Here is a 19,552-nt window from a genome sequence, read left to right as displayed (position 1 = left end):
TGCCCCCGCCCGACGGCGTCATCCGGCGGCGAGCGGGTTGGGCACCAGTCCGTGCATGGCGGCATGCGGGCGTTCCGAGCGGTCGCGGTAGCCGTCGAGGTGCAGCCGGTTGCGGTTGAGGCAGAGGCGCGCGATACACGGGGTGAGCAGATCGAACAGCTCGTAGCGGTCCTTGAGCTCCGGGAAACGCTCCTGGTGGCGCAGGATCTCGGCTCGTACCAGTGCCCAGAACTCGGTCTCCGGCACTCCGAGCTGCTCCTCGCACAGCGGGGCGAGAAAGCGGAAGACGCCGACGAACAGACCGGAGTGGATGAACTGGGTGAGGAACTCCGGCGTCTCCGTCAGCAGGACCGCCCGCACCTCGTCCGGCATCGAACGGTGCTCGGGCAGCGGCTCGGCGCTGACGTTGACGTCGTCGACGAAGTCCTTGATCGCGAGGCGTACGGGGACGTCGTGCGCGTCGAAGACCACGATGGCGTTCTCCCCGTGCGGCGAGAACACGGTGCCGTAGCGGTAGAGGTAACGCAGCAGGGGCGGCAGCAGCGCGGCGAACAGGCGCCGCAGCCAGACGGCGGGGGCGAGCGTCGAACGCTCGACCAGCTCGGCCGTGAAGGCGCGCCCCCGCGGATCGGTGTGGAGTAGGGATGCCAGGGTGCGGGCCCGCTCCCCGGGCGGCAGGCTCAGCGGTTCGCGCCAGATGGCACCGAGCAGCTCCCGGTACTGGTATGGCACGTCCGGCAGTCGGTCGTACAGCGGGTGCTCGACTGTGACGGACGCGACCTCACCGAGCAGGATCACCCCGCAGTCGTCGCGCAGAAAGGTGTCGTCGTCCCGGATCGACCGCACCCAATCGGTGACGGCGGGGGCGGCGAGAGTACGTTCGGTCGGCAGTCCGCGCCAGACGAGGGTGTTGAGGACGGACAGTGGAAGCTTGACCGTGTGCCGGTCGGGGCGGCTGGTGTTGAGGAAGGTGCGGATGGACTGCTGGGGCAGCCGCAGGTCGGAGTCCGTGGTCAGCGGCACGATGTCGCCGTTCGCGACGGACGGGGCGTAGAGCGGCAGCACCACGTGCTCCCACTGCCAAGGGTGCACGGGGAGGAGCAGATAGCCCTCGGGATCCCGGCCGCGCGCATGCAGCTCGGCTGCGAACGCCACACGCACCTCGTCGTCCAGCTCCTTCGCGTAGAGCACGTCGGGGGTCGCCAGTCCCGGCACCCCGCGGTAGACGGCGAGTTCGGTGCTGACGGCGATCCAGGGCAGCCGGGTCTGCCTGCGCGCTTCGGGAGCCCAGCGGGCGGCGTCGTCGGCTGAGAAGCCGATGCGGCCCTTGTTGAGGACAAGCCAGGGGTGGCCGGTCTGATGGCCTTCGAGCGACGCGTAATCGAGATCGGCGAGCAGGGCCGCGGGGAGGGACTCGTGGGCGAGTCGGCAGTCGGCTGCGAGGGTGGTGCTCAGTTCACGGATGAGATGGCCCAGCGTGGCACCGTCGAGGCCGAGGAGTTCGCGTGCGGCCACGAGGAACCGCAGGGGATCGCCGAACGGCAGCCCGTCGAGCTCGATCGAGTCAGGCGCCACGCGCCAGCTGCCGTACGCCCCCCGCCTCGCCCGGAAGGTGAGCCGTTCACCGCAGTCGAGTCGGAGGCGGTAGGCGTCGGCTCCCCCCTGCGGCTCGCCTTCAGGGGCCTCGACGCGGGCTTCGGCGGGTGCCTGAGCGCGAGTGCCGGGGCTTGGACGGCCGGCGGTCGGACGGCTGACGAGGAGCGGCGCGACGAGACCCTCGTAGGCGAACTCGGCGATCATCTTGGCCAGCATGCGGCAGGCCGCGTCACGCCAGATCGCCTGGTCCAGCTCGGCCGGGGCGTAGAGGGAGGGAGACGCGTCGGAGTCTGAGGTGGCGGGGGACTGCGGCACGGGGTCTCCTCGGGTGGAACCTATGCGGGACGAGCGGGCTATGGGGTTTGGCGGACGGTTCACAGCAGCCTGGCCAGTGTGCGTTCGCGGAGCATGAGTGCGGCTCGCTTACCGGGGAGGTCCACCTCCGCGGCGAAGCGGAAACCGGCGCTCAGGAACGCCGAGACCGACGGAGTGTTGCGCAGGTCTGGTTCGGCGACGACTCGTGCGCAGCGGGGGCGGTTGTCCAGGATCAGTGCGGTGGCGGCCCGCAGCAGAGCGGTACCGACTCCGTGCCCCCGGTCGGCGACTCCTCCGATGAGCAGATGGATGCCGGTGTCATGTGGCCGGGCCGGATAGTGTCGGGCCAGGGGGTCGAGATCGGCCCGGTAGATTTCGAAGTAGCTCATGGGTGCGCCGTCCAGGACACCGAGGCAGGGGATGCTGCGGCCGTCGCCGTCGACTTGGGCCCGCAGATGGGCGCTGGTGACGGGATCGGGGCCGGACAGTTCCCAGAAGGCTGCGACCGCCGGGTCGTTCATCCACCCGCTGATCAGCCTCAGATCACGATCGACACTGACCGGGATCAGCTGGAACGAGCCGAAGGGTGTGGCCAAGGCGCCCCAGTGGGCCGGCCCGTCGAGCAGGTCCTCGCGCGGGGGTCTGCCGCCGCCGCTCGGGGCTGCTTCCCCGTGGTTCGGGTGTGCTTCCGCGTCGCGCAGGGGCGCTGCGCCCTCATCCCTCTCGCTGGTCTCGAACAGCGCGAGGAATTCGCCGGGCAGCCGCAGGTCCAGGGTGTCCTCGCAGCCCGCTCGGGATTCCGGGCCGGTCTGCGCCCGTCCGGCGACGGGACCGGCACCGAGGCTCGTATCGGGCCTGGTGCCGGACCCGGTGCTCGGCGCGGTACCGGACCCGGTGCCGGAATCCGTGCCGGTGCTGGATTCGGTGGGAGGCATGGGAGATGTCCTCAACCCTCAGAGGTGGAGGGGGTTGCTGATCGTCACATAGACGGACTGGGTGTCCACTGGGCCCACGAGTTCGTCCAGTCCCTGGAGTCGCGTGAGCAGATTCGCCTTGCAGCGCAGTGTGCTCGCCTCCAGCAACTGGCCCGGGAGCGGCGAGCCGAGGTCCGTTGCAGAGCCGAGGAACCGGCGGAACGCGGCGATGAGGACGCGTTCCTCGGCGAGGCGCTGCGCCCCGAAGGAGCCGACGAGTCCGAGTACGTTGTTGATGCCGAGGTAGTAGGCGAACCGCTCGTCGGTGACGGCGTCGCTGACGAAGGTGTCGCTGGCGTCGCCGATGCCGGGCAGTCTGCTCGACAGCGCCGCGCGGTGGGACTCACGGAAGTAGTAGCCCTGGTTGTCCCGATAGCGCCCGCCGACAGGCCAGCCCTCGGGGTCGAGGATCACCAGGGTGTTCTGCTGGTGGGCTTCGAGGGCGATTCCCACGGTGCCGTCCAGCCAGAGCACGGGGCGGACGACGTATCGGAGGTAGCGCAGGAACCACTCTGCGGAGACCGCGCTGACGGGACGCCTCAGGCGGCCTGACAACCGGTGCACGATGTCGGCGAGACGCGAGTGCGTCCCGGCACGGCCGGGCCATGGCCGGGGCGCGGTGAGCCCGGCGACGCAGACGGCGTCGTCGCCGGGGCCGAAGGGGTTGTGGCGCAGCACGACATCGAGTCCGGTGATCGGTGCGCCCTCCTGGTCGTCCACGGCGAGCCAGGCGGGATCGCGGACGACGTCGAAGCCGGGGTGGGCGCTGCGCCACTGTGCGGCCAGACCGCCGCGGAGCAACCGGTGGACCTCCACTCCGCGGTGGAGTTCCTTGCGGAGGTTCTCGCGCCGGGAGTTGGTGATCCGCAGGCCGAGCGAGAGTTTGAGCATCGTGGGGACGCCCGGCCGGTGAACTGTGCGCACCGACGAGGTCGGGTGCCAGTCCTCGCCCCCGGGGCCGAGGTCGTGGAGCAGACCGGCTTCGATGAGCGCGGCTACGGCCGGACGCCGGACCACCTCGCGCGCCTGCCAGGGGTGGAGCGGCAACGCGGCGGTGCCGGGGGGAAGTCCGAGGCCCCCGGCGAGCCGCTTGGTGAGCTGCTCGGCGGGTACGGCACGTCCTTGCTCGGTCCAGGCGGAACCGGTGGCGAGGACACTTCGGTCGACCGCCATCCAGTGGAGCGGGAAGGAGCCGTGCAACTCGGGGGAGTACCGCCGGTTCTCGGCCTCGGAGAGTCCCTCCCTGCTCTTGGGGGTGGGGTGCAGGGGATGTCCGAGCACCAGCGACTGTTCGGCGGTCAGGAACGGGTCGGCCTCGGGCCGTGGTCCGGGGCGCAGCCTGCGCTCGGCGATGAACTCGGCGGTACGGCGCAGCGAGTCGGCGACCCTGCCGACGAGTTCGGCGCCGCTGGCGGCCTGGGTGTCGGGGCTGCCCTGTTCGCGGGTGAGCAGTGCGGCCACGGTCACGGCGTCCACCCGTGGGGCAGCGTCGGGTGCCCCTTCCAGAACCGGTGCCCCGAATCGGTGCCAGCCTGTGGCGGACCAGTAGCGGACGGGGACGTGCAGGGCGGTACCGCTGGCAGGGAGCGGAATGCGGAGCGTCGGGCCGTCCGGACGGGACAGGCCGGTCTCCCTGACCCAGCAGCGCAGCAGATTCTCGACACTTGCGGAGTCCGCGGCGAGAAGTGGATCGCGCTGGTCCAGTGGGTCCGTGCTGTCGTCCAGGTGCTCCGGGTCCCGCGGCGGATCGGCGGCGTACGGCTGCTGCCGACCGGGTGACCGCGTGGCTCGGGGCCCTGCGGCTTGTCGCGGCAGCGTCGGCGACTCGACGGCGACTGCGACGCGCGGTCCTGACTGCACGCCGGGGCGGTGGGGGGCTGGGCCGTCGGGCTCGGGAGCGCCGGGTGCGACGGGAGTGGAGTTCACAGTGACTTCCTTGTGCTGTCATCCGGGGATCATCGGGACGCGAGCCGTCCGCGGGAACACCCGCGATCAGTTCGACGGCCCGGTGGCGTTCCGGCGGTGGGGGGAGCCGTCGGCAGCGGCGAGGGCGTCGGCGAAACGGTCGAGGACCGCGGCGGCCTGTTCGTCGGTGAGGGTGAGCGGGGGAAGCAGCCGTACCACGCCCGCGTGCCGCCCCCCGATTTCCACGATGAGCCCGCGGCGCAGACACTCCCGCTGGACGGCTGCGGCGAGGGCGGGCGCGGGCGGCGGGGCAGTGGCGCACGGATCGTCGGTGTCCGGGTCCACGAGTTCGACACCGATCATCAGGCCACGTCCACGCACATCGCCGATGCAGGTGTGGGTCGCCGCCAGCCCCTGGAGCCGACCGAGCATACGTGCCCCGAGAGTGGCGGCGCGCTCGGCCAAGCGGTGTTCGCGCACATAGGCGAGTGTGGCGGCACCGGCCGCCATGGCGAGCTGGTTGCCCCGGAAGGTGCCGGCATGTGCTCCCGGTTGCCAGGTGTCGAGGTCGGAGTGGTACACGATGACGGCAAGCGGGAGCGAGCCGCCGATGGCCTTGGACATGACCATCACATCGGGGACGATGCCACTGTGCTCGACCGCCCAGAAGGCGCCCGTACGCCCGACTCCGGTCTGCACCTCGTCCGCGATCAGCGGGATGGAACGCGTGGCTGTGATCTCACGCATCCGGCGCATCCAGGCGTCCGGGGCCGGGATGACCCCACCCTCCCCCTGGACCGGTTCGATGATCAGCCCGGCGGGAGCGGGGATGCCGCCCTTCGGGTCGTCGAGCAGGGTCTCCGTCCACCGGGCCGCCAGCTCGGCGCCCCGCTCGCCACCGGTCCCGAACGGACAGCGGTAGTTCTGCGGGAACGGGAGCCGGGTCACCCGCCCCTCCGTGGCACCGCCTGACGCGTCGAGCGCTCCCGCGGTCATTCCGTGGTAGGCACCGGTGAACGCGAGCAGTCCGGCGCGGCCGGTCGCCGTGCGGACCAGCTTGATGGCCGCCTCGACCGCGTCCGTTCCGGCCGGGCCGCAGAACTGGATGCGGGCGTTCTCCGCGAATTGACGCGGCAGGGTGGCGAACAGCTCGGTGGTGAAGGCGTCCTTGACGGGCGTGGCCAGGTCGAGCACATGCAGCGGGGCACCCGAGTCGAGCACCTTGCGAATCGCTTCGAGGACGACGGGATGATTGTGGCCGAGTGCCAGGGTACCCGCGCCCGACAGGCAGTCCAGGTAGCGGCGACCGTCGGCGCCCTCGATCGTCAGGCCCCTGGCCCGTACGGGAACGATCGGGAGTGAACGCGCGTACGTACGCGCCGCCGACTCTCGGAGCGACTGGCGGCGGAGGATCACCTCCTGCGCGGCGGGTTGCGCCGGCAGGGCGGATTCCGCCACGTCCACGTCCACGTCCACGGGTTCTCCTCCTGGTCCTCCCGCTGACATCTGTGCGTCCACATCGATGCCGAGCCCCGCACCGCACGACGCGGCGGCGCTGAACCCTGACCGTGTGTCCCTCGTGCGTACCAACGACGGTGAAACCAATGGATCACGGGCATTCGGAAGATCGTTACGGCCCGGAACCGGGCCCCGGCTCCCGGCCGTCCCCATGGACACCGGCATAGTGGGGGCCGTGCTTCCGCCCCCCGCACCCATTGCCGGACCGTGTGGCGGGAGTTCGTCCCGGCAGGCACCCAACTCATGAAGTCCCAGGGGGATCACGACATGCGACTCAACCGCCCGGCCTTCGCAGCTCGCCGCGGGAGGAACGCCGGTCGCAGAACCCCGGTTCTCGCGGCGACGGCGCTCGCGGCCGCGCTCGCGCTCACAGCGACTGCCTGCGGCCCGAGCGAGGACAACGCGGGCGGCGGCAGCAGCCCCACCGTCGCGTCCTCGTCCGACGGCAAGATCACGATCCCGGACGACCTCAAGGACCGGCTCAAGGCGCACGGCATCGACCTGGACAAGTGGCGGAACGGCGAGTGGAAGGACTGGGACAAGGAGACCTGGCTGCGTGAGGCCAAGGACTTCGTCAATCCCATCATCGAGGACCTCTGGGACCCGGACCGGATGCGCAATGCCGATCAGCCCGACCGGCCGGTGGAGGACGGGGACGTCTCCGGTGACGACGGGATCACCGATCCGACCCCGGACCCTGTGCGCGCGCGGGAGGTGAACACTCCGTACCACGGCAACGTTCCGGAAGCGGGCAAGGTGCTCATGGACGGCCCCAAGGGCGCGATGGTCTGCTCCGCGACCGTGGTGAAGGACCCGGCCAACCCCGGCAAGTCCAACATGGTGTGGACCGCCGGCCACTGCGTGCACGCGGGCAAGGAAGGCGGCTGGTACCGCAACATCGTCTTCGTACCCTCCTACAACGACAGGGCCAGGTCGGGCGAGGTCACGCGTGAGGAGATCGCTCCCTACGGTGTGTGGTGGGGCGACTGGGCCCGGACCAGCGACCAGTGGATCGCCGAGGGTGCGACCAGCGGCGGCAAGGGCGCCCCTTATGACTTCGCCGTGATCCATGTGACGCCGGAGAAAGGCGGAAGCGGGAAGTCACTCGAGGAGACGGTCGGTTCGGCGCTCCCGGTGGAGTTCGCCGCACCCGCCGTGTCGAAGATCGGCGGGATGACGGCGACGGGCTACCCGGCGGCGGCGCCGTTCGACGGTGAGCGGATGTACCAGTGCGCGGACAAGCCCGGCCGGCTGTCCCTTGAGGCGGACCAGCCGACGATGTACCGCATCGGCTGCACCATGACCGGTGGCTCGTCCGGTGGCGGATGGGTCGCCGAGGGCAGCGACGGCAGGCCCGCTCTGGTGTCGAACACCTCCATAGGCCCGGTGACTGCGGGATGGCTGGCCGGCCCGCGGTTCGGCCCCGAGGCCAAGGCCGTGTACGAATCGGTCAGCGAGAAGTTCGCGGGCCGCTAGTGGTGCTGTGACCGGATAGGTTCACCGGCTCGCGACTCCCCCGAGAGCTTCGCCTGGGAGGTGCCCCCGGCACTGGGCCGAGTCCGACGAAGGCCCGGTCCCCTCGGTTGCTCCGAGGGGACCGGGCCTTCGTGCTGCCGTGCGCGAGTCCGGTGGAAGGTGTCGCGCGTCAGTGCGCCGCCGGGGTGTACGGCCCGAGGGCCGCCGCCAGTTCCTCATGCACGCGCGCCTTGATCAGCGTGCCCTCGGGGGTGTGCTCCTCGGACAGCACCTCGCCGTCCGCGTGCACCCGCGAGACCAGAGCACCCTCCGTGTACGGGAGCAGTGCCTCGATCTCGACCTCGGGCCTGGGCAGTTCGGCGTCGATCAGCTCCAGCAGCTCGTCGATTCCCCTGCCCGTACGGGCGGACACGGCGATCGCATGCCGCTCGATGCGCAGCAGGCGCTGCAGCACCAGCGGATCAGCGGCATCCGCCTTGTTGACGACCACGATCTCGGGCACATCCACGGCGCCGACATCCCGGATCACCTCGCGCACCGCGGCGAGCTGCTCCTCGGGAGCGGGGTGAGAGCCGTCGACCACATGGAGGATGAGATCGGACTCGCCGACCTCCTCCATGGTGGAGCGGAAGGCCTCCACGAGGTGGTGCGGCAGATGCCGCACAAAACCGACGGTGTCGGCCAGCGTGTACAGCCGGCCGCTCGGGGTCTCGGCCCGGCGCACGGTCGGGTCCAGGGTGGCGAACAGCGCGTTCTCCACCAGGACTCCGGCTCCGGTGAGCCGGTTGAGCAGTGAGGATTTGCCCGCGTTGGTGTATCCGGCGATCGCGACGGACGGGACCTTGTTCCGGCGGCGCTCCTGCCGCTTGATCTCGCGGCCCGTCTTCATCTCCGCGATCTCCCGGCGCATCTTCGCCATCTTCTCGCGGATCCGTCGCCGGTCCGTCTCGATCTTGGTCTCACCGGGTCCTCGGGTGGCCATACCGCCACCGCCGCCGCCACCCATCTGCCGGGACAGCGACTGACCCCAGCCACGGAGCCTGGGCAGCATGTACTGCATCTGTGCCAGCGCCACCTGCGCTTTGCCTTCACGGGACTTGGCGTGCTGGGCGAAGATGTCGAGGATCAGCGCGGTGCGGTCCACCACCTTGACCTTGACGACGTCCTCGAGGTGGATCAGCTGGCCGGGGCTGAGCTCACCGTCGCAGACGACGGTGTCGGCTCCGCTCTCGGCCACGATGTCCCGCAGCTCGTTGGCCTTGCCGGAGCCGATGTACGTCGCCGGGTCCGGCTTGTCTCGGCGCTGGATGACGCCGTCGAGCACGAGGGCACCCGCCGTCTCGGCGAGGGCGGCGAGCTCCGCCAGCGAGTTCTCCGCGTCCTGCACGGTCCCGGAGGTCCAGACGCCGACCAGCACCACTCGCTCGAGGCGGAGCTGGCGGTACTCGACCTCGGTGACGTCTTCGAGTTCGGTGGAGAGCCCGGCGACGCGCCGCAGCGCGGCCCGGTCGTTGCGGTCGAACTGTTCGCCGTCCCTGTCCGCGTCGACCTCGTGGCTCCAGGCGACGTCCTCTTCCATCAGGGCATCGGCTCGAAGGCTCTCGGTGCGGCTGGTGTCCGCGAAGCTCTGTGCGTCCTGGGAAGGGGATGAAGAGGAGGTCATTGGATCCTTACGTAGATGGGAACGAACGCCAACGATCGTCACAACGTGTGACCACGGGGGAAAATTCCCCGCCGATCGCCATGTCGATGGTCGCACGGTGCCCTGGCGGCCGTCACCCCGGTTTCGCGCGGCTGCCACGGCACCCGGCCGCGGCTACTCGCCTGCCTTCGCGGCGCCCTCGGGTTTCGCCCCCTTCGCCGCCTTCTTGGGCTGGGGCGCCTGGCCGGGCCGCGTCGGCTTCACCGTTCGCTCGGCCGTCGGCGTCTCGCTGCGCCAGTCCGGGTGGCCTGGCATGCTCGGCGTCTTCGCCGCGTACAGCCAGCTCCGGAGGAAGGCGGAGAGATCCCGGCCCGCGGCCTGCGAAGCCAGCCGGATGAAGTCCCGCGTGCCGGCGTTCGCGTCCCGGTAGCGGCTCACCCATGCGCGCTCCAACCGGTTGAAGGCGTCGTTTCCGATCTCCTGGCGCAGCGCGTAGAGCACCAGCGCGCTGCCGTCGTAGACGATCGGGCGGAACAGCCCCAGCTGCTGGCCGCCTTTCGCGGGCTTCGGCGCCGCCGGCGGCCCGCCCGACGCCCTCCAGCCGTCGGAGCGGGTGTACGCGAGCCGCATCCGCTGTTGCAGGGACTTCTTGTCGTGCTCTTCCGCGTACACGGCCTCGTACCAGGTGGCGTGCCCTTCGTTGAGCCAGAGGTCGGCCCAGGCCCGCGGGGTGACGCTGTCGCCGAACCACTGGTGTGCCAGCTCATGAACCATGATCGAGTCGACGTACCACCTGTCGCGCTCACTCCGCGTGAACAGCGCACGTTCGAAGAGGGAGAGGGTCTGCGTCTCCAGTTCGAATCCGGTGTCGGCCTTGGCGACCAGCACGCCGTAGGTCTCGAAGGGGTAGGCCCCGACCTTGCTCTCCATCCACTCGATGTGGCCCGGGGTGCGCTTCAGCCAGGGTTCGAGGAGTGCGCGGTCCGGCGTCGGCACGACATCCCTGAGCGGCAGCCCGTGCGGTCCCGCGCGATCGATGACGGTCGACCGCCCGATGCTGACCTGGGCGAGTTCGGTGGCCATGGGGTGGCGGGTGCGGTAGAGCCAGGTGGTGTTCGAGCCGGTGGTGCTTCTACCCTCCGGCAGTCCGTTGGCCACGGCGGTGAGTGTGGACGGCGCGGTGATACGGAAGGTGAAGGCGGCCTTGTCTGCCGGGTGGTCGTTGCAGGGGAAGACCCGGTGGCCCGCGTCGGCCTGGTTCGCCATCGCCAGCCCGTCCGTGGTGCGCACCCACCCTCCGGCGCCCCTGGGACTGCGGGGGTCGCTGGTGTGGGTGACGGTGATGGCCAGCTTGCGGCCCGCGTCGACAGGCCGGGCGGGAGTGAGCACGAGGTCCTCGCCGACGGTGGTGAACTGGGCTTCCGCGCCGTTCACTTCAGCGCTCTTGACGGTCCCCCGGCTGAAGTCGAGGTTGATCCGCTCCAGGCGCGTGGTCGTCCGGGCGTCGATCTTGGTGACCGCATCGAGAGGCTCGGTGTTCGTCCCGCCGTAGACGAACGCGATGTCGTAGGAGATGACGTCGTATCCGGGATTCCCCAGATGTGGGAAGAGCGGGTCACCGATGCCGAGCGGCTCGGGCGCGGAAGGAGCTGAGGCCAGCAGGGTGGCCGCGGCCGCGGCGAGCACGGCGGCACGCAGGCGTCGTGAGGTGAACAGCATGCACCACCGCTACCAGGGTGGTGCTCGTGTGCGGCGACGGCGCGCTCCCTGCCCACTCGAACGGGCTTTGTCGCACGCGGCGGGCACCACGGCGGCGGGCCGGTGTCAGACCCGGCTCACGTCGTAGACCCCCGCGACATCGCGCATGGCACGGATCAGGGCGGGGAGCCCGGCCGAGTCCGGCAGCTGGAGCGTGTACGTGTGCCGGACGCGCTGTTCACTCGGTGGTTCGACGGCCGCTGAGACGATGGCCGCGTCGGCGGTGGCGATGACCTCGGTGAGGTCGGCCAGCAGCCGGGTCCTGCCGAACGATTCGACGACGAGGGTGACCCGGCACTCCGACGCATCGCCCCAGCGCACGCCGACCGGTTCCCGTCCGAGCGCCCGCATCCGGGCCACGGCGGGGCACTCGGCCCGGTGGACGGTCACGGTGCCGCCGCGTACCGGGAAGCCGGTGACCGCGTCGGGGGGTACGGGTGTGCAGCAGCCCGCGAGACGTACGGGCGCGTCGGGCAGATCGGTGACCGCGTTCGCCGCGGCGCGACGCCCTCCGCTGAGGGCCCCGGGCGGACGGGCGGTGGAAGCGGTGGGCTTGCCCACACCGGGGTGTTCGGCCAGCCACTTGCTGATCGCGATCCGCGCGGCGGGGGTGCGCGCGTGGTCGAGCCAGTCGGATGACGGCCCGGAGGCACCGTCCTGGGCGAGCAGCAGCTGCACGGTGTCGCCATCGCCCAGTTCGGTGCCGAGTGTCACGAGGCGACCGTTGACCCGGGCTCCGATACAGGCGTGTGCCGCCTCGCCGTATTGCGCGTAAGCGCCGTCCACGCAACTCGCGCCCGCCGGCAGACCGAGGGTGCCGCCGTCGGTGCGGAAGACGGTGATCTCCCGGTCCTCGGCCAGTTCGGCCTGGAGGGAGGTCCAGAAGGTGTCGGGGTCGGGTGCTGACTCCTGCCAGGCCAGCAGCCGGGACAGCCAGCCGGGGCGGGTCGGGTCGGCGCGCTCCCCGTCGGGTTGCTGCGGGTCGCCGGTCTCAAGCGCGCCGGTGGTACCGGGTGCCGCAGCGGAATCGGTGCACTCGGTCGCCGCCGCGTAGGGGTTTCCGAGGGCGATGACACCGGCCTCGGCGACCCTGTGCATCTGGTGGGTGCGGATGAGGACTTCGGCGACCGAGCCCTCGGGCCCCGCGACCGCGGTGTGCAGCGACTGGTAGAGGTTGAACTTGGGGGCGGCGATGAAGTCCTTGAACTCCGAGATCAGCGGGGTGAAACAGGTGTGCAGCTCACCCAGCACGGCATAGCAGTCGGCGTCCTCCGCGACGAGCACGAGGAGCCGTCCGAAGTCCGTGCCACGCAGTTCGCCGCGTTTGAGGCGGATGCGGTGCACGGAGACGAAGTGCCGCGGCCGGATCAGCACTTCGGAGGGGATCCCTGCTTCGCGCAGCACGGCCCGCACGCGCACGGCGATCACGTCCAGTGCGTCGCAGGCGTCGCCGTCGCCCTCGATGAGCGAGCGAGTGCGCTCGTACTCGTCGGGGTGGAGGATGGCGAACACCAGGTCCTCCAGCTCGGACTTGAGGGCCTGCACGCCGAGGCGCTCCGCGAGCGGGATGAGCACATCCCTCGTCACCCGTGCGATGCGGGCCTGTTTCTCGGGGCGCATCACGCCCAGGGTGCGCATGTTGTGCAGCCGGTCGGCCAGTTTGATCGACATGACCCGCACGTCGTTGCCGGTGGCCACGAGCATCTTGCGGAAGGTCTCTGGTTCGGCCGCCGCACCATAGTCGACCTTCTCCAGTTTGGTGACTCCGTCCACGAGATAGCAGACCTCGTCGCCGAACTCGGCGCGCACCTGCTCCAGCGTCAGATCGGTGTCCTCGACGGTGTCGTGGAGCAGGGAAGCGGTCAACGTCGTGGTTTCCGCGCCTAGTTCGGCGAGAATCAGGGTGACGGCCAGCGGATGCGTGATGTACGGCTCGCCGCTCTTGCGGAACTGGCCGCGGTGCGATGACTCGGCGAGCACGTACGCCTTGCGCAGAACGGCGAGATCGGCGTCGGAGTGATGCGCGCGGTGCGCCTCGGCGACATGGCTGATGGCGTCGGGCAGCCGGTCCCGCGCGGTCGGCCCGAGCAGCGCGGCACGGCCCAGCCGACGGAGGTCGAGCCTGGGTCGGCCGCGCCGGCGACTGGGAGCGTCGGGTTTCGGGGCCTCTGCGCTCATGGCGGCACCTCCGGCAGCGTCGACCGGCGGTGGGACGGGCAGGCTTGCCCGCCGGGCCGGTGCTTGATGCTACCGAGCCCACCACGTGGCGGAGTCCCGCTCTCGCTCAGCGTGAAACGGATCACCCATTCGAGCGAAGCTCGGGGCGACGCCCGTTTGCGCCGCTCCGCCTCGCTCATCGTCATCGAACGGACGGGGGTTCCCGTCGCGGGGAGGTTCACGGCGGCCCGGTCGGCCTCCGGTCAGTGGTCCGACCGGCCGCGGATCAGTGGCCGGCCAGGCCAGCAGGGCAGGTGCGATCCGGCCCTCGGCCACGATCACCGCGGGGCCGGTCATCTCGATCTCACCGTCCGGGCGCTCCGTGATCGTCAGGGTGCCGCCGAGCAGGTCGACGGTGTACGTGACGGGGACGCCGGTCGCGGACGGGTCGGCGCCGTCGCGCCGCGCCGCGGCCACGGCGACCGCGCACGCCCCGGTACCGCAGGCACGGGTCTCACCCGCACCGCGCTCATGGACGCGCATCGCCACATGACGGGGCCCGCGGTCCACGACGAACTCGATGTTCACCCCGTCGGGGTAGACCGACGAGGGCGCGTGGACCGGCGTGGAGCGCAGTTCGCCCGCGTGGTCGAGATCCTCGACGAACACCACCGCGTGCGGGTTGCCCATGTTCACATTGCGCGAAGGCCAGGTGCGGCCGCCCACGGTGACCGCGGCCTCGTCCTCCGGGAAGCGGGCACGGCCCATCATGACCGTGATGTCTCCCGGGGCGCTGCCGCCCGGCGCGGGCTTGGCGATGTGCACCTGCTTGACTCCCGAGCGGGTGGCGATCGCCAGGTCTCCCGCGCCGACCAGACCCGCGTGCTCCAGGTAGCGGGCGAACACCCGCACACCGTTGCCGCACATCTCGGCGACCGACCCGTCGCCGTTGCGGTAGTCCATGAACCACTCTGCCCGGTCGGCCATCGAGCGGGCCTCGGGATGGGCGGCCGACCTCACCACCCGCAGCACCCCGTCCCCGCCGATCCCGGCCCGTCGGTCGCACAGCCGGGCGACGGCGGCCGGGGACAGGTCGATGACGCCATCGGGATCGGGGACGATCACGAAGTCGTTCTCTGCGCCGTGGCCCTTCAGGAAGGCGGGCGACGCCGTGCTCGCGGTGGTCTGAGCTGAGGTCACGGTCTCAATCGTACGGTCCGGATACGGCGCGGCGTACGGCGGCCGGATCTCGCTCCGGCGGTTCATGGAAGGGGGTCGTCCTTCGATCCGTGACCCGGGCTCGGCCGGTTCAGCGGAGTCTGGCCACCCGCCACACCGCCAGCACCACCAGCGCTGCGGTGACGGCGGTGTACAGCGCGATCGCCCGCCAGTCGGGCCGCTCACCGGAGCCGCGCGCCGGGAGCCCGGGCCAGGTGTAGCCGACCCGGCGTGCCGCCATCAGGCTCCAGCCCGCGGCGCAGCCGCTGATCAGCAGGCCCAGCATCGCGACGACGGCGCCGCCGTCGCCCGAGCCGAAGGCGAGCGGGAAGGCGAACATCAGCGAGCCGACCGCGGCCAGACCCACGATGGGCGCGAGCTGCCAGATGCGCAGTCTGCGCTGCGGACGGAGCTCGACCTCGACCTCGGCGCCGACCACGACTCCGACCGACGAGTCGTCCGCGGGCAGATCAAGCCCCGGCTCCAGATCCGGGTCCAGGTTCAGCGCATCCTCGGGACCGTCCGGGCTCAGGCGCGCCGCGCCTTCCTGGGTGTCCCGGAATCCGTGGTCTCTCTCGCGAGGGCCGGCCTCCATCGCCACGCGCCCTCCCAACTCGGACTCCACTGGTGGATCGATGCTTGATGATGGCACGACCCCGGGCGTCGGAATGACGGGCGGCGCGTCCCGATGCCATCACGTGATCAGGCTGTGACCGCTCGTTCGACCAACGCCAGGGCACGGTCCATGAGTTCCCCGCGGTCCGCGGCCGCGCCACTGAGCCAGTTGACACGCGGGTCGCGGCGGAACCACGAGTCCTGACGGCGCGCGAAACGCTTGGTCGCGCGTACGGTCTCGGCCCGTGCCTCGTCGTCGGTGCACTCGCCGGTCAGCGCGGCGAGCACCTGCTGGTAGCCGAGTGCCCGGGACGCGGTGAGCCCCTCGCGCAGGCCCCGCGTCTCCAGGGCGCGCACCTCGTCGACGAGCCCCGCGTCCCACATACGGTCCACCCGCAGGGTGATCCGCTCGTCGAGTTCCGGGCGGGCGACGTCCACGCCGATCTGGACGGTGTCGTACACCGACTCGTGCCTGGGGAGGTTGGCGGTGAAGGGCTTGCCGGTGATCTCGATGACCTCGAGCGCGCGGACGATGCGGCGTCCGTTGCCGGGCAGGATCGCCCGCGCGGCGTCCGGGTCGGCAGCGGCCAGCCGTGCGTGCAGTACGCCCGGGCCGCGCTCTTCCAGCTCGGCTTCGAGCCGGGCGCGTACGACGGGATCGGTACCGGGGAATTCGAGCGCGTCGATGGTTCCCCGCACATACAGCCCGGAGCCGCCGACGAGGACGGGCGTGCGGCCGTCGGCGAGCAGCCGGTCGATCTCCGCACGGGCCAGCTTCTGGTACTCGGCGACGCTGGCCGTCTCCGTCACCTCCCAGATGTCGAGGAGACGGTGCGGTACGCCGTCCCGCTCCGCGAGGGTCAGTTTGGCGGTGCCGATGTCCATTCCACGGTAGAGCTGCATCGAGTCGGCGTTGATGACCTCGCCACCGAGGCGCTGTGCCAGGTGAACGCCCAGATCGGACTTTCCGGCCGCGGTGGGACCGACGACGGCGATGACCCGCGGTGCGGGTGCTGCTGCACTTCTCACCGGCCCAGTCTCGCAAACCTCGCCACGTGTCCCCGAACGAGTTACGTGACGGCACGTTCGGCCGGGTCGTTCCGGTTGCGAGGTTTCGCGCGCCGGTTTCGAGAGCCGGCGCTCCCCAGGGCTTCGCAGAGCGCCCCGGACAGCGCGGAATCCCATCCGCACGAGTACCCTATGGAGTAGATATGAGCGTTTTTGCCAGGTTTCGCCGGAACGGTAGGGGAACTGCCGAGGCGTCAACCAAGGAGGGCGCAGGCAGCACTCCGGTAGCCGAAGCCGCACCCGACTCGGCATCCGCATCCGACTCCGCGTCCGGTCTCGGCTCCGGAGGCGAGGGCGAGGCGGCGGGGGTGTCGTCATCCGATGGATCCGATGGCGCCGCATCGGAGGGAGTTCCCGGACCGGCTGCCCAGGCTTCCCCCGCCGGGGAGAGCGTGGAGATCCCCAAGCAGCAGTCGGCCGATGAGGCCGCCGACAACGAAGCCGGCGAGATCGCCCGGAAGCAGACCCACGAGCGAAGGTGACCCATGGGCATCCTGGACACTCTGAAGGCCAAGCTCGCCCCGGCCAAGGACAAGGTCTCCGACTTCGCGCACCAGCACGAGGACAAGATCGACAAGATTGAGCAAGGCCTGGAGAAGGCCGCGGCGAAGGTCGATCACCGGACCAAGGGCAAGTACCACGACAAGATCACGTCGGGCACCGGCAGGGCCAAGGAGGCGCTGGATCGTCTGGCCCAGAAGGAAGGCCACGCGGACCCGGAGGCGCAGGCGCCGGGCAACATGCCGCCTTCCTGAGAGACCGGGGGCGGCACGGGGCGCGCCGGCAGGACGGGGACGCGTGGCAGGGCCCGGGATGCCGAGCGGGAACGCGCGGCGAGCGCGGGAGCGTGACGGCGGGCGGACGCGGAGCGGGAGTTGCTCCGCGTCCGCCCCTCGGCGTGCTGCGTCGAGCCGAAGAAGGTGCCGGGACAGCTACGACGCCTCTGCCGCGCACGACCACGCGGCCACGAAATAGCCGACACCGTAGGGGGCGTCCTCGTACAGCAGCCGCCCCGCGGGGTCGCTGCCACCGGCGGCGCCGGCGAGCACCTGCCAGGGCGCGCGTCCCACCGCCTTGAGCTCACCGGCGAGCGAGGCGTCGATCGCCATGAGTGCCGCGGTATCGGCCGTGCCCAGCGCCCGGGCGGCAGCGGCATCGAACGCGGCGGCGCGTTCGTCCAGATACCCGGGGGCCTTCAGGGCCCGGCAGGCGCTGCCGTCCCCCATGACCAGCAAGGCGGTACGCGACCGACCCACGGCGAGCCCGCGGCCCGTCTCGGCGCACAGCTCCGGCGACAGCAGCGAATCGACGGCGAGCCCCTCCACCGGCGCTGCGGCCCACCCCGCGCGGTCGAGCAGCCACGCGGCGACGGCCAAGGCCACCGGAAGCCGTCGCCCATGGCGCCCGTGTGCCGCCTCGGAGTCGGCGGGCGCGTCACCGTCTTCGCCGAGCCGCCCCCCACCGGGCCCGCCGAGACGTACGCCGGTGTCGACGCCGTAGCCGCCGAAGGAGCCCGGAGTGCCCTGGGGGTACGTCCCGGCCTCGCCGGGACCGGCCGGGCCGATGACCACCAGTCGATCGGGGCGGACCGCGGCGAGCTCTTCGAGTGCCCGCCCGCAAGCGGCCCGGGCCGTGTCCAGTTCGGGTGCGGCTCCCGCGGCCACGTCGGGTACCAGAAGCGGAGGACAGGGGCAGACGGCAGCGGCGACCAGCATGATCCGCAGCCTAGCCCCTGCCCCGCTGAGTCCGTCAGCCGACGGAGCAGCCACCTGTGGCAGCCGGAAGCGGGGCCGGGACACCGATCGTCGGGATGCCCAGCATCACGCCGGCCGGCTGGTCCTGGGCGGCGTTGCGCTTCTCCCAGGCGTCGCCGGCCCGGGTACGGCGCACCTCGGTGGTAGGCCCCTCGGCGAGCAGGTGGTGCGGGGCGGCGTAGGTGATCCCGACGGTGACCACGTCACCGGGCCGCACCTCGGCCTCCGGCTTGGTGAAGTGGACGAGGCGGTTGTCGGGTGCCCGCCCGGAGAGCCGATGGGTGGCGCCGTCCTTGCGCCCTTCGCCCTCCGCGACCATGACCTCGAGGGTCCTGCCGACCTGCTTCTTGTTCTCCTCCCAGGAGATCTCCTCCTGGAGCGCGACCAGCCGCTCGTAGCGGGCCTGGACGACCTGCTTGGGGATCTGGCCCTCCATGTCGGCGGCCGGGGTACCGGGCCGCTTGGAGTACTGGAAGGTGAATGCCTGCGCGAAACGTGCCTCACGCACGACGTGCAGGGTCTCCTCGAAGTCCTCCTCGGTCTCGCCGGGGAAGCCCACGATGATGTCGGTCGAGATCGCGGCGTGCGGAATCGCCGCGCGGACCTTCTCGATGATCCCGAGGAAACGGTCCTGGCGGTACGAGCGGCGCATCGCCTTGAGCACCGTGTCGGAGCCCGACTGGAGCGGCATGTGCAGCTGCGGCATCACGTTCGGCGTCTCCGCCATGGCCGCGATCACGTCGTCGGTGAAGTCGCGCGGGTGCGGCGAGGTGAAGCGGACCCGCTCCAGTCCCTCGATGGCGCCGCAGGCGCGCAGCAGCTTGGAGAACGCCTCACGGTCACCGATGTCGGAGCCGTAGGCGTTCACGTTCTGCCCGAGCAGGGTGATCTCCGACACGCCCTCGGCGACCAGCGCCTCCACCTCCGCCAGGATGTCGCCGGGACGCCGGTCCTTCTCCTTGCCGCGCAGCGCCGGGACGATGCAGAACGTGCACGTGTTGTTGCAGCCCACGGAGATGGAGACCCAGGCCGCGTAGGCGCTCTCACGGCGCGTGGGCAGTGTGGAGGGGAACGCCTCGAGCGACTCGGCGATCTCGACCTGCGCCTCCTCCATGAGCCGGGCGCGCTCCAGCAGCACCGGCAGCTTGCCGATGTTGTGGGTGCCGAAGACGACGTCGACCCAGGGCGCCTTCTTCACGATGGTGTCGCGGTCCTTCTGGGCCAGGCAGCCGCCGACGGCGATCTGCATCCCGGGGTGGGATGCCTTCATCGGGGCGAGCCTGCCGAGGTTGCCGTACAGCCTGTTGTCGGCGTTCTCCCGCACCGCGCAGGTGTTGAAGACGATCACGTCCGCTTCGCCTTCGCCCGCGCCGTCGGAAGCCCGGACGTATCCCGCGTCCTCCAGCAAACCGGACAGCCGCTCGGAATCGTGGACGTTCATCTGACACCCGTAGGTGCGGATCTCGTAGCTTCGCTTGACGTCCACTGCCTGGCTCCGGTCGCTGCTGGTCATGCCTAAAGAGTAGGCGGTGCCGGGCACGCCCTCTGCCGCGCGG

The 19,552-nt window shown here is 70.9% G+C and carries 13 protein-coding genes and 1 pseudogene; 2 read left to right on the top strand and 12 right to left on the bottom strand.

The annotated features are described in order from the left end of the window. Positions 1 to 18: 18 nt before the first annotated feature. The 4 genes from V1460_RS09745 to V1460_RS09730 form a co-directional block, all read right to left on the bottom strand. Entirely contained in the window at positions 19 to 1,911 is a 1,893-nt protein-coding gene (locus V1460_RS09745; protein ID WP_338673342.1) for an IucA/IucC family protein, read from the bottom strand. Positions 1,912 to 1,970: 59 nt separating this feature from the next. Further along, a complete protein-coding gene (locus tag V1460_RS09740) occupies positions 1,971 to 2,846 on the bottom strand; it encodes a GNAT family N-acetyltransferase (RefSeq protein ID WP_338673341.1) in 876 nt (291 codons plus the stop codon). Positions 2,847 to 2,864: 18 nt separating this feature from the next. Next, entirely contained in the window at positions 2,865 to 4,811 is a 1,947-nt protein-coding gene (locus V1460_RS09735) for an IucA/IucC family protein (protein WP_338673340.1), read from the bottom strand. Positions 4,812 to 4,877: 66 nt separating this feature from the next. Further along, on the bottom strand, positions 4,878 to 6,254 hold the full coding sequence (locus V1460_RS09730; protein ID WP_338677987.1) for a diaminobutyrate--2-oxoglutarate transaminase family protein: 1,377 nt from the start codon (positions 6,252 to 6,254) through the stop codon (positions 4,878 to 4,880). Positions 6,255 to 6,575: 321 nt separating this feature from the next. On the opposite strand from V1460_RS09730, the gene V1460_RS09725 reads away from it, so the two are divergent. Next, positions 6,576 to 7,784 (top strand): hypothetical protein, encoded by a 1,209-nt coding sequence (locus tag V1460_RS09725; protein WP_338673339.1) that lies wholly within the window; start codon positions 6,576 to 6,578, stop codon positions 7,782 to 7,784. Between the two features lie 169 nt (positions 7,785 to 7,953). Here V1460_RS09725 and hflX read toward each other — a convergent pair whose 3' ends face one another. From hflX to miaA, 6 genes and pseudogenes are all read right to left on the bottom strand, one after another. Beyond that, positions 7,954 to 9,447, bottom strand: a complete 1,494-nt coding sequence (hflX, locus tag V1460_RS09720) for a GTPase HflX (protein WP_338673338.1) — start codon at positions 9,445 to 9,447, stop codon at positions 7,954 to 7,956. A gap of 153 nt (positions 9,448 to 9,600) precedes the next feature. Further along, positions 9,601 to 11,145 (bottom strand): M1 family metallopeptidase, encoded by a 1,545-nt coding sequence (locus V1460_RS09715; RefSeq protein ID WP_338673337.1) that lies wholly within the window; start codon positions 11,143 to 11,145, stop codon positions 9,601 to 9,603. A 105-nt stretch (positions 11,146 to 11,250) separates the two neighbouring features. Next, positions 11,251 to 13,362, bottom strand: a complete 2,112-nt coding sequence (locus V1460_RS09710; protein WP_338673336.1) for an HD domain-containing protein — start codon at positions 13,360 to 13,362, stop codon at positions 11,251 to 11,253. Between the two features lie 282 nt (positions 13,363 to 13,644). Then, positions 13,645 to 14,607: pseudogene (dapF, locus tag V1460_RS09705) on the bottom strand (diaminopimelate epimerase); the annotation flags it as partial. Between the two features lie 43 nt (positions 14,608 to 14,650). Continuing rightward, entirely contained in the window at positions 14,651 to 15,154 is a 504-nt protein-coding gene (locus V1460_RS09700) for a hypothetical protein (protein WP_338677986.1), read from the bottom strand. 107 nt (positions 15,155 to 15,261) lie between these two features. Further along, the gene (gene miaA, locus V1460_RS09695; RefSeq protein WP_338673335.1) at positions 15,262 to 16,203 is read right to left on the bottom strand and encodes a tRNA (adenosine(37)-N6)-dimethylallyltransferase MiaA; all 942 of its coding nucleotides are present in this window, start codon (positions 16,201 to 16,203) and stop codon (positions 15,262 to 15,264) included. A 524-nt stretch (positions 16,204 to 16,727) separates the two neighbouring features. Between miaA and V1460_RS09690 the strand changes: the two genes are divergently transcribed. Then, positions 16,728 to 16,997 carry an antitoxin gene (locus V1460_RS09690; RefSeq protein WP_338673334.1) on the top strand — a complete coding sequence of 90 codons (270 nt, stop codon included), beginning with the start codon at positions 16,728 to 16,730 and terminating at the stop codon, positions 16,995 to 16,997. Positions 16,998 to 17,174: 177 nt separating this feature from the next. Here the strand turns inward: V1460_RS09690 and V1460_RS09685 are convergent, their stop codons facing one another. After that, a complete protein-coding gene (locus V1460_RS09685; RefSeq protein WP_338673333.1) occupies positions 17,175 to 17,957 on the bottom strand; it encodes a class III extradiol dioxygenase subunit B-like domain-containing protein in 783 nt (260 codons plus the stop codon). A 34-nt stretch (positions 17,958 to 17,991) separates the two neighbouring features. Next, positions 17,992 to 19,509 (bottom strand): tRNA (N6-isopentenyl adenosine(37)-C2)-methylthiotransferase MiaB, encoded by a 1,518-nt coding sequence (gene miaB, locus V1460_RS09680; protein ID WP_338673332.1) that lies wholly within the window; start codon positions 19,507 to 19,509, stop codon positions 17,992 to 17,994. Positions 19,510 to 19,552: the final 43 nt, after the last annotated feature.

It is taken from the genome of Streptomyces sp. SCSIO 30461 (assembly GCF_037023745.1).
Taxonomy (GTDB): Bacteria; Actinomycetota; Actinomycetes; order Streptomycetales; family Streptomycetaceae; genus Streptomyces.
The sequence above is the reverse complement of the archived record's forward strand: the minus strand, read 5'-3'. Positions and strand labels throughout refer to the sequence as shown.

Bases quoted from the DNA above. Each gene is read 5' to 3' on its own strand.
- V1460_RS09690 (WP_338673334.1), top strand. From the start codon at position 16,728: ATGGGCATCCTGGACACTCTGAAGGCCAAGCTCGCCCCGGCCAAGGAC.
- V1460_RS09715 (WP_338673337.1), bottom strand. From the start codon at position 11,145: ATGCTGTTCACCTCACGACGCCTGCGTGCCGCCGTGCTCGCCGCGGCC.
- V1460_RS09700 (WP_338677986.1), bottom strand. From the start codon at position 15,154: ATGGAGGCCGGCCCTCGCGAGAGAGACCACGGATTCCGGGACACCCAG.
- V1460_RS09725 (WP_338673339.1), top strand. From the start codon at position 6,576: ATGCGACTCAACCGCCCGGCCTTCGCAGCTCGCCGCGGGAGGAACGCC.
- V1460_RS09740 (WP_338673341.1), bottom strand. From the start codon at position 2,846: ATGCCTCCCACCGAATCCAGCACCGGCACGGATTCCGGCACCGGGTCC.
- V1460_RS09710 (WP_338673336.1), bottom strand. From the start codon at position 13,362: ATGAGCGCAGAGGCCCCGAAACCCGACGCTCCCAGTCGCCGGCGCGGC.
- V1460_RS09685 (WP_338673333.1), bottom strand. From the start codon at position 17,957: ATGCTGGTCGCCGCTGCCGTCTGCCCCTGTCCTCCGCTTCTGGTACCC.
- miaB (WP_338673332.1), bottom strand. From the start codon at position 19,509: ATGACCAGCAGCGACCGGAGCCAGGCAGTGGACGTCAAGCGAAGCTAC.
- hflX (WP_338673338.1), bottom strand. From the start codon at position 9,447: ATGACCTCCTCTTCATCCCCTTCCCAGGACGCACAGAGCTTCGCGGAC.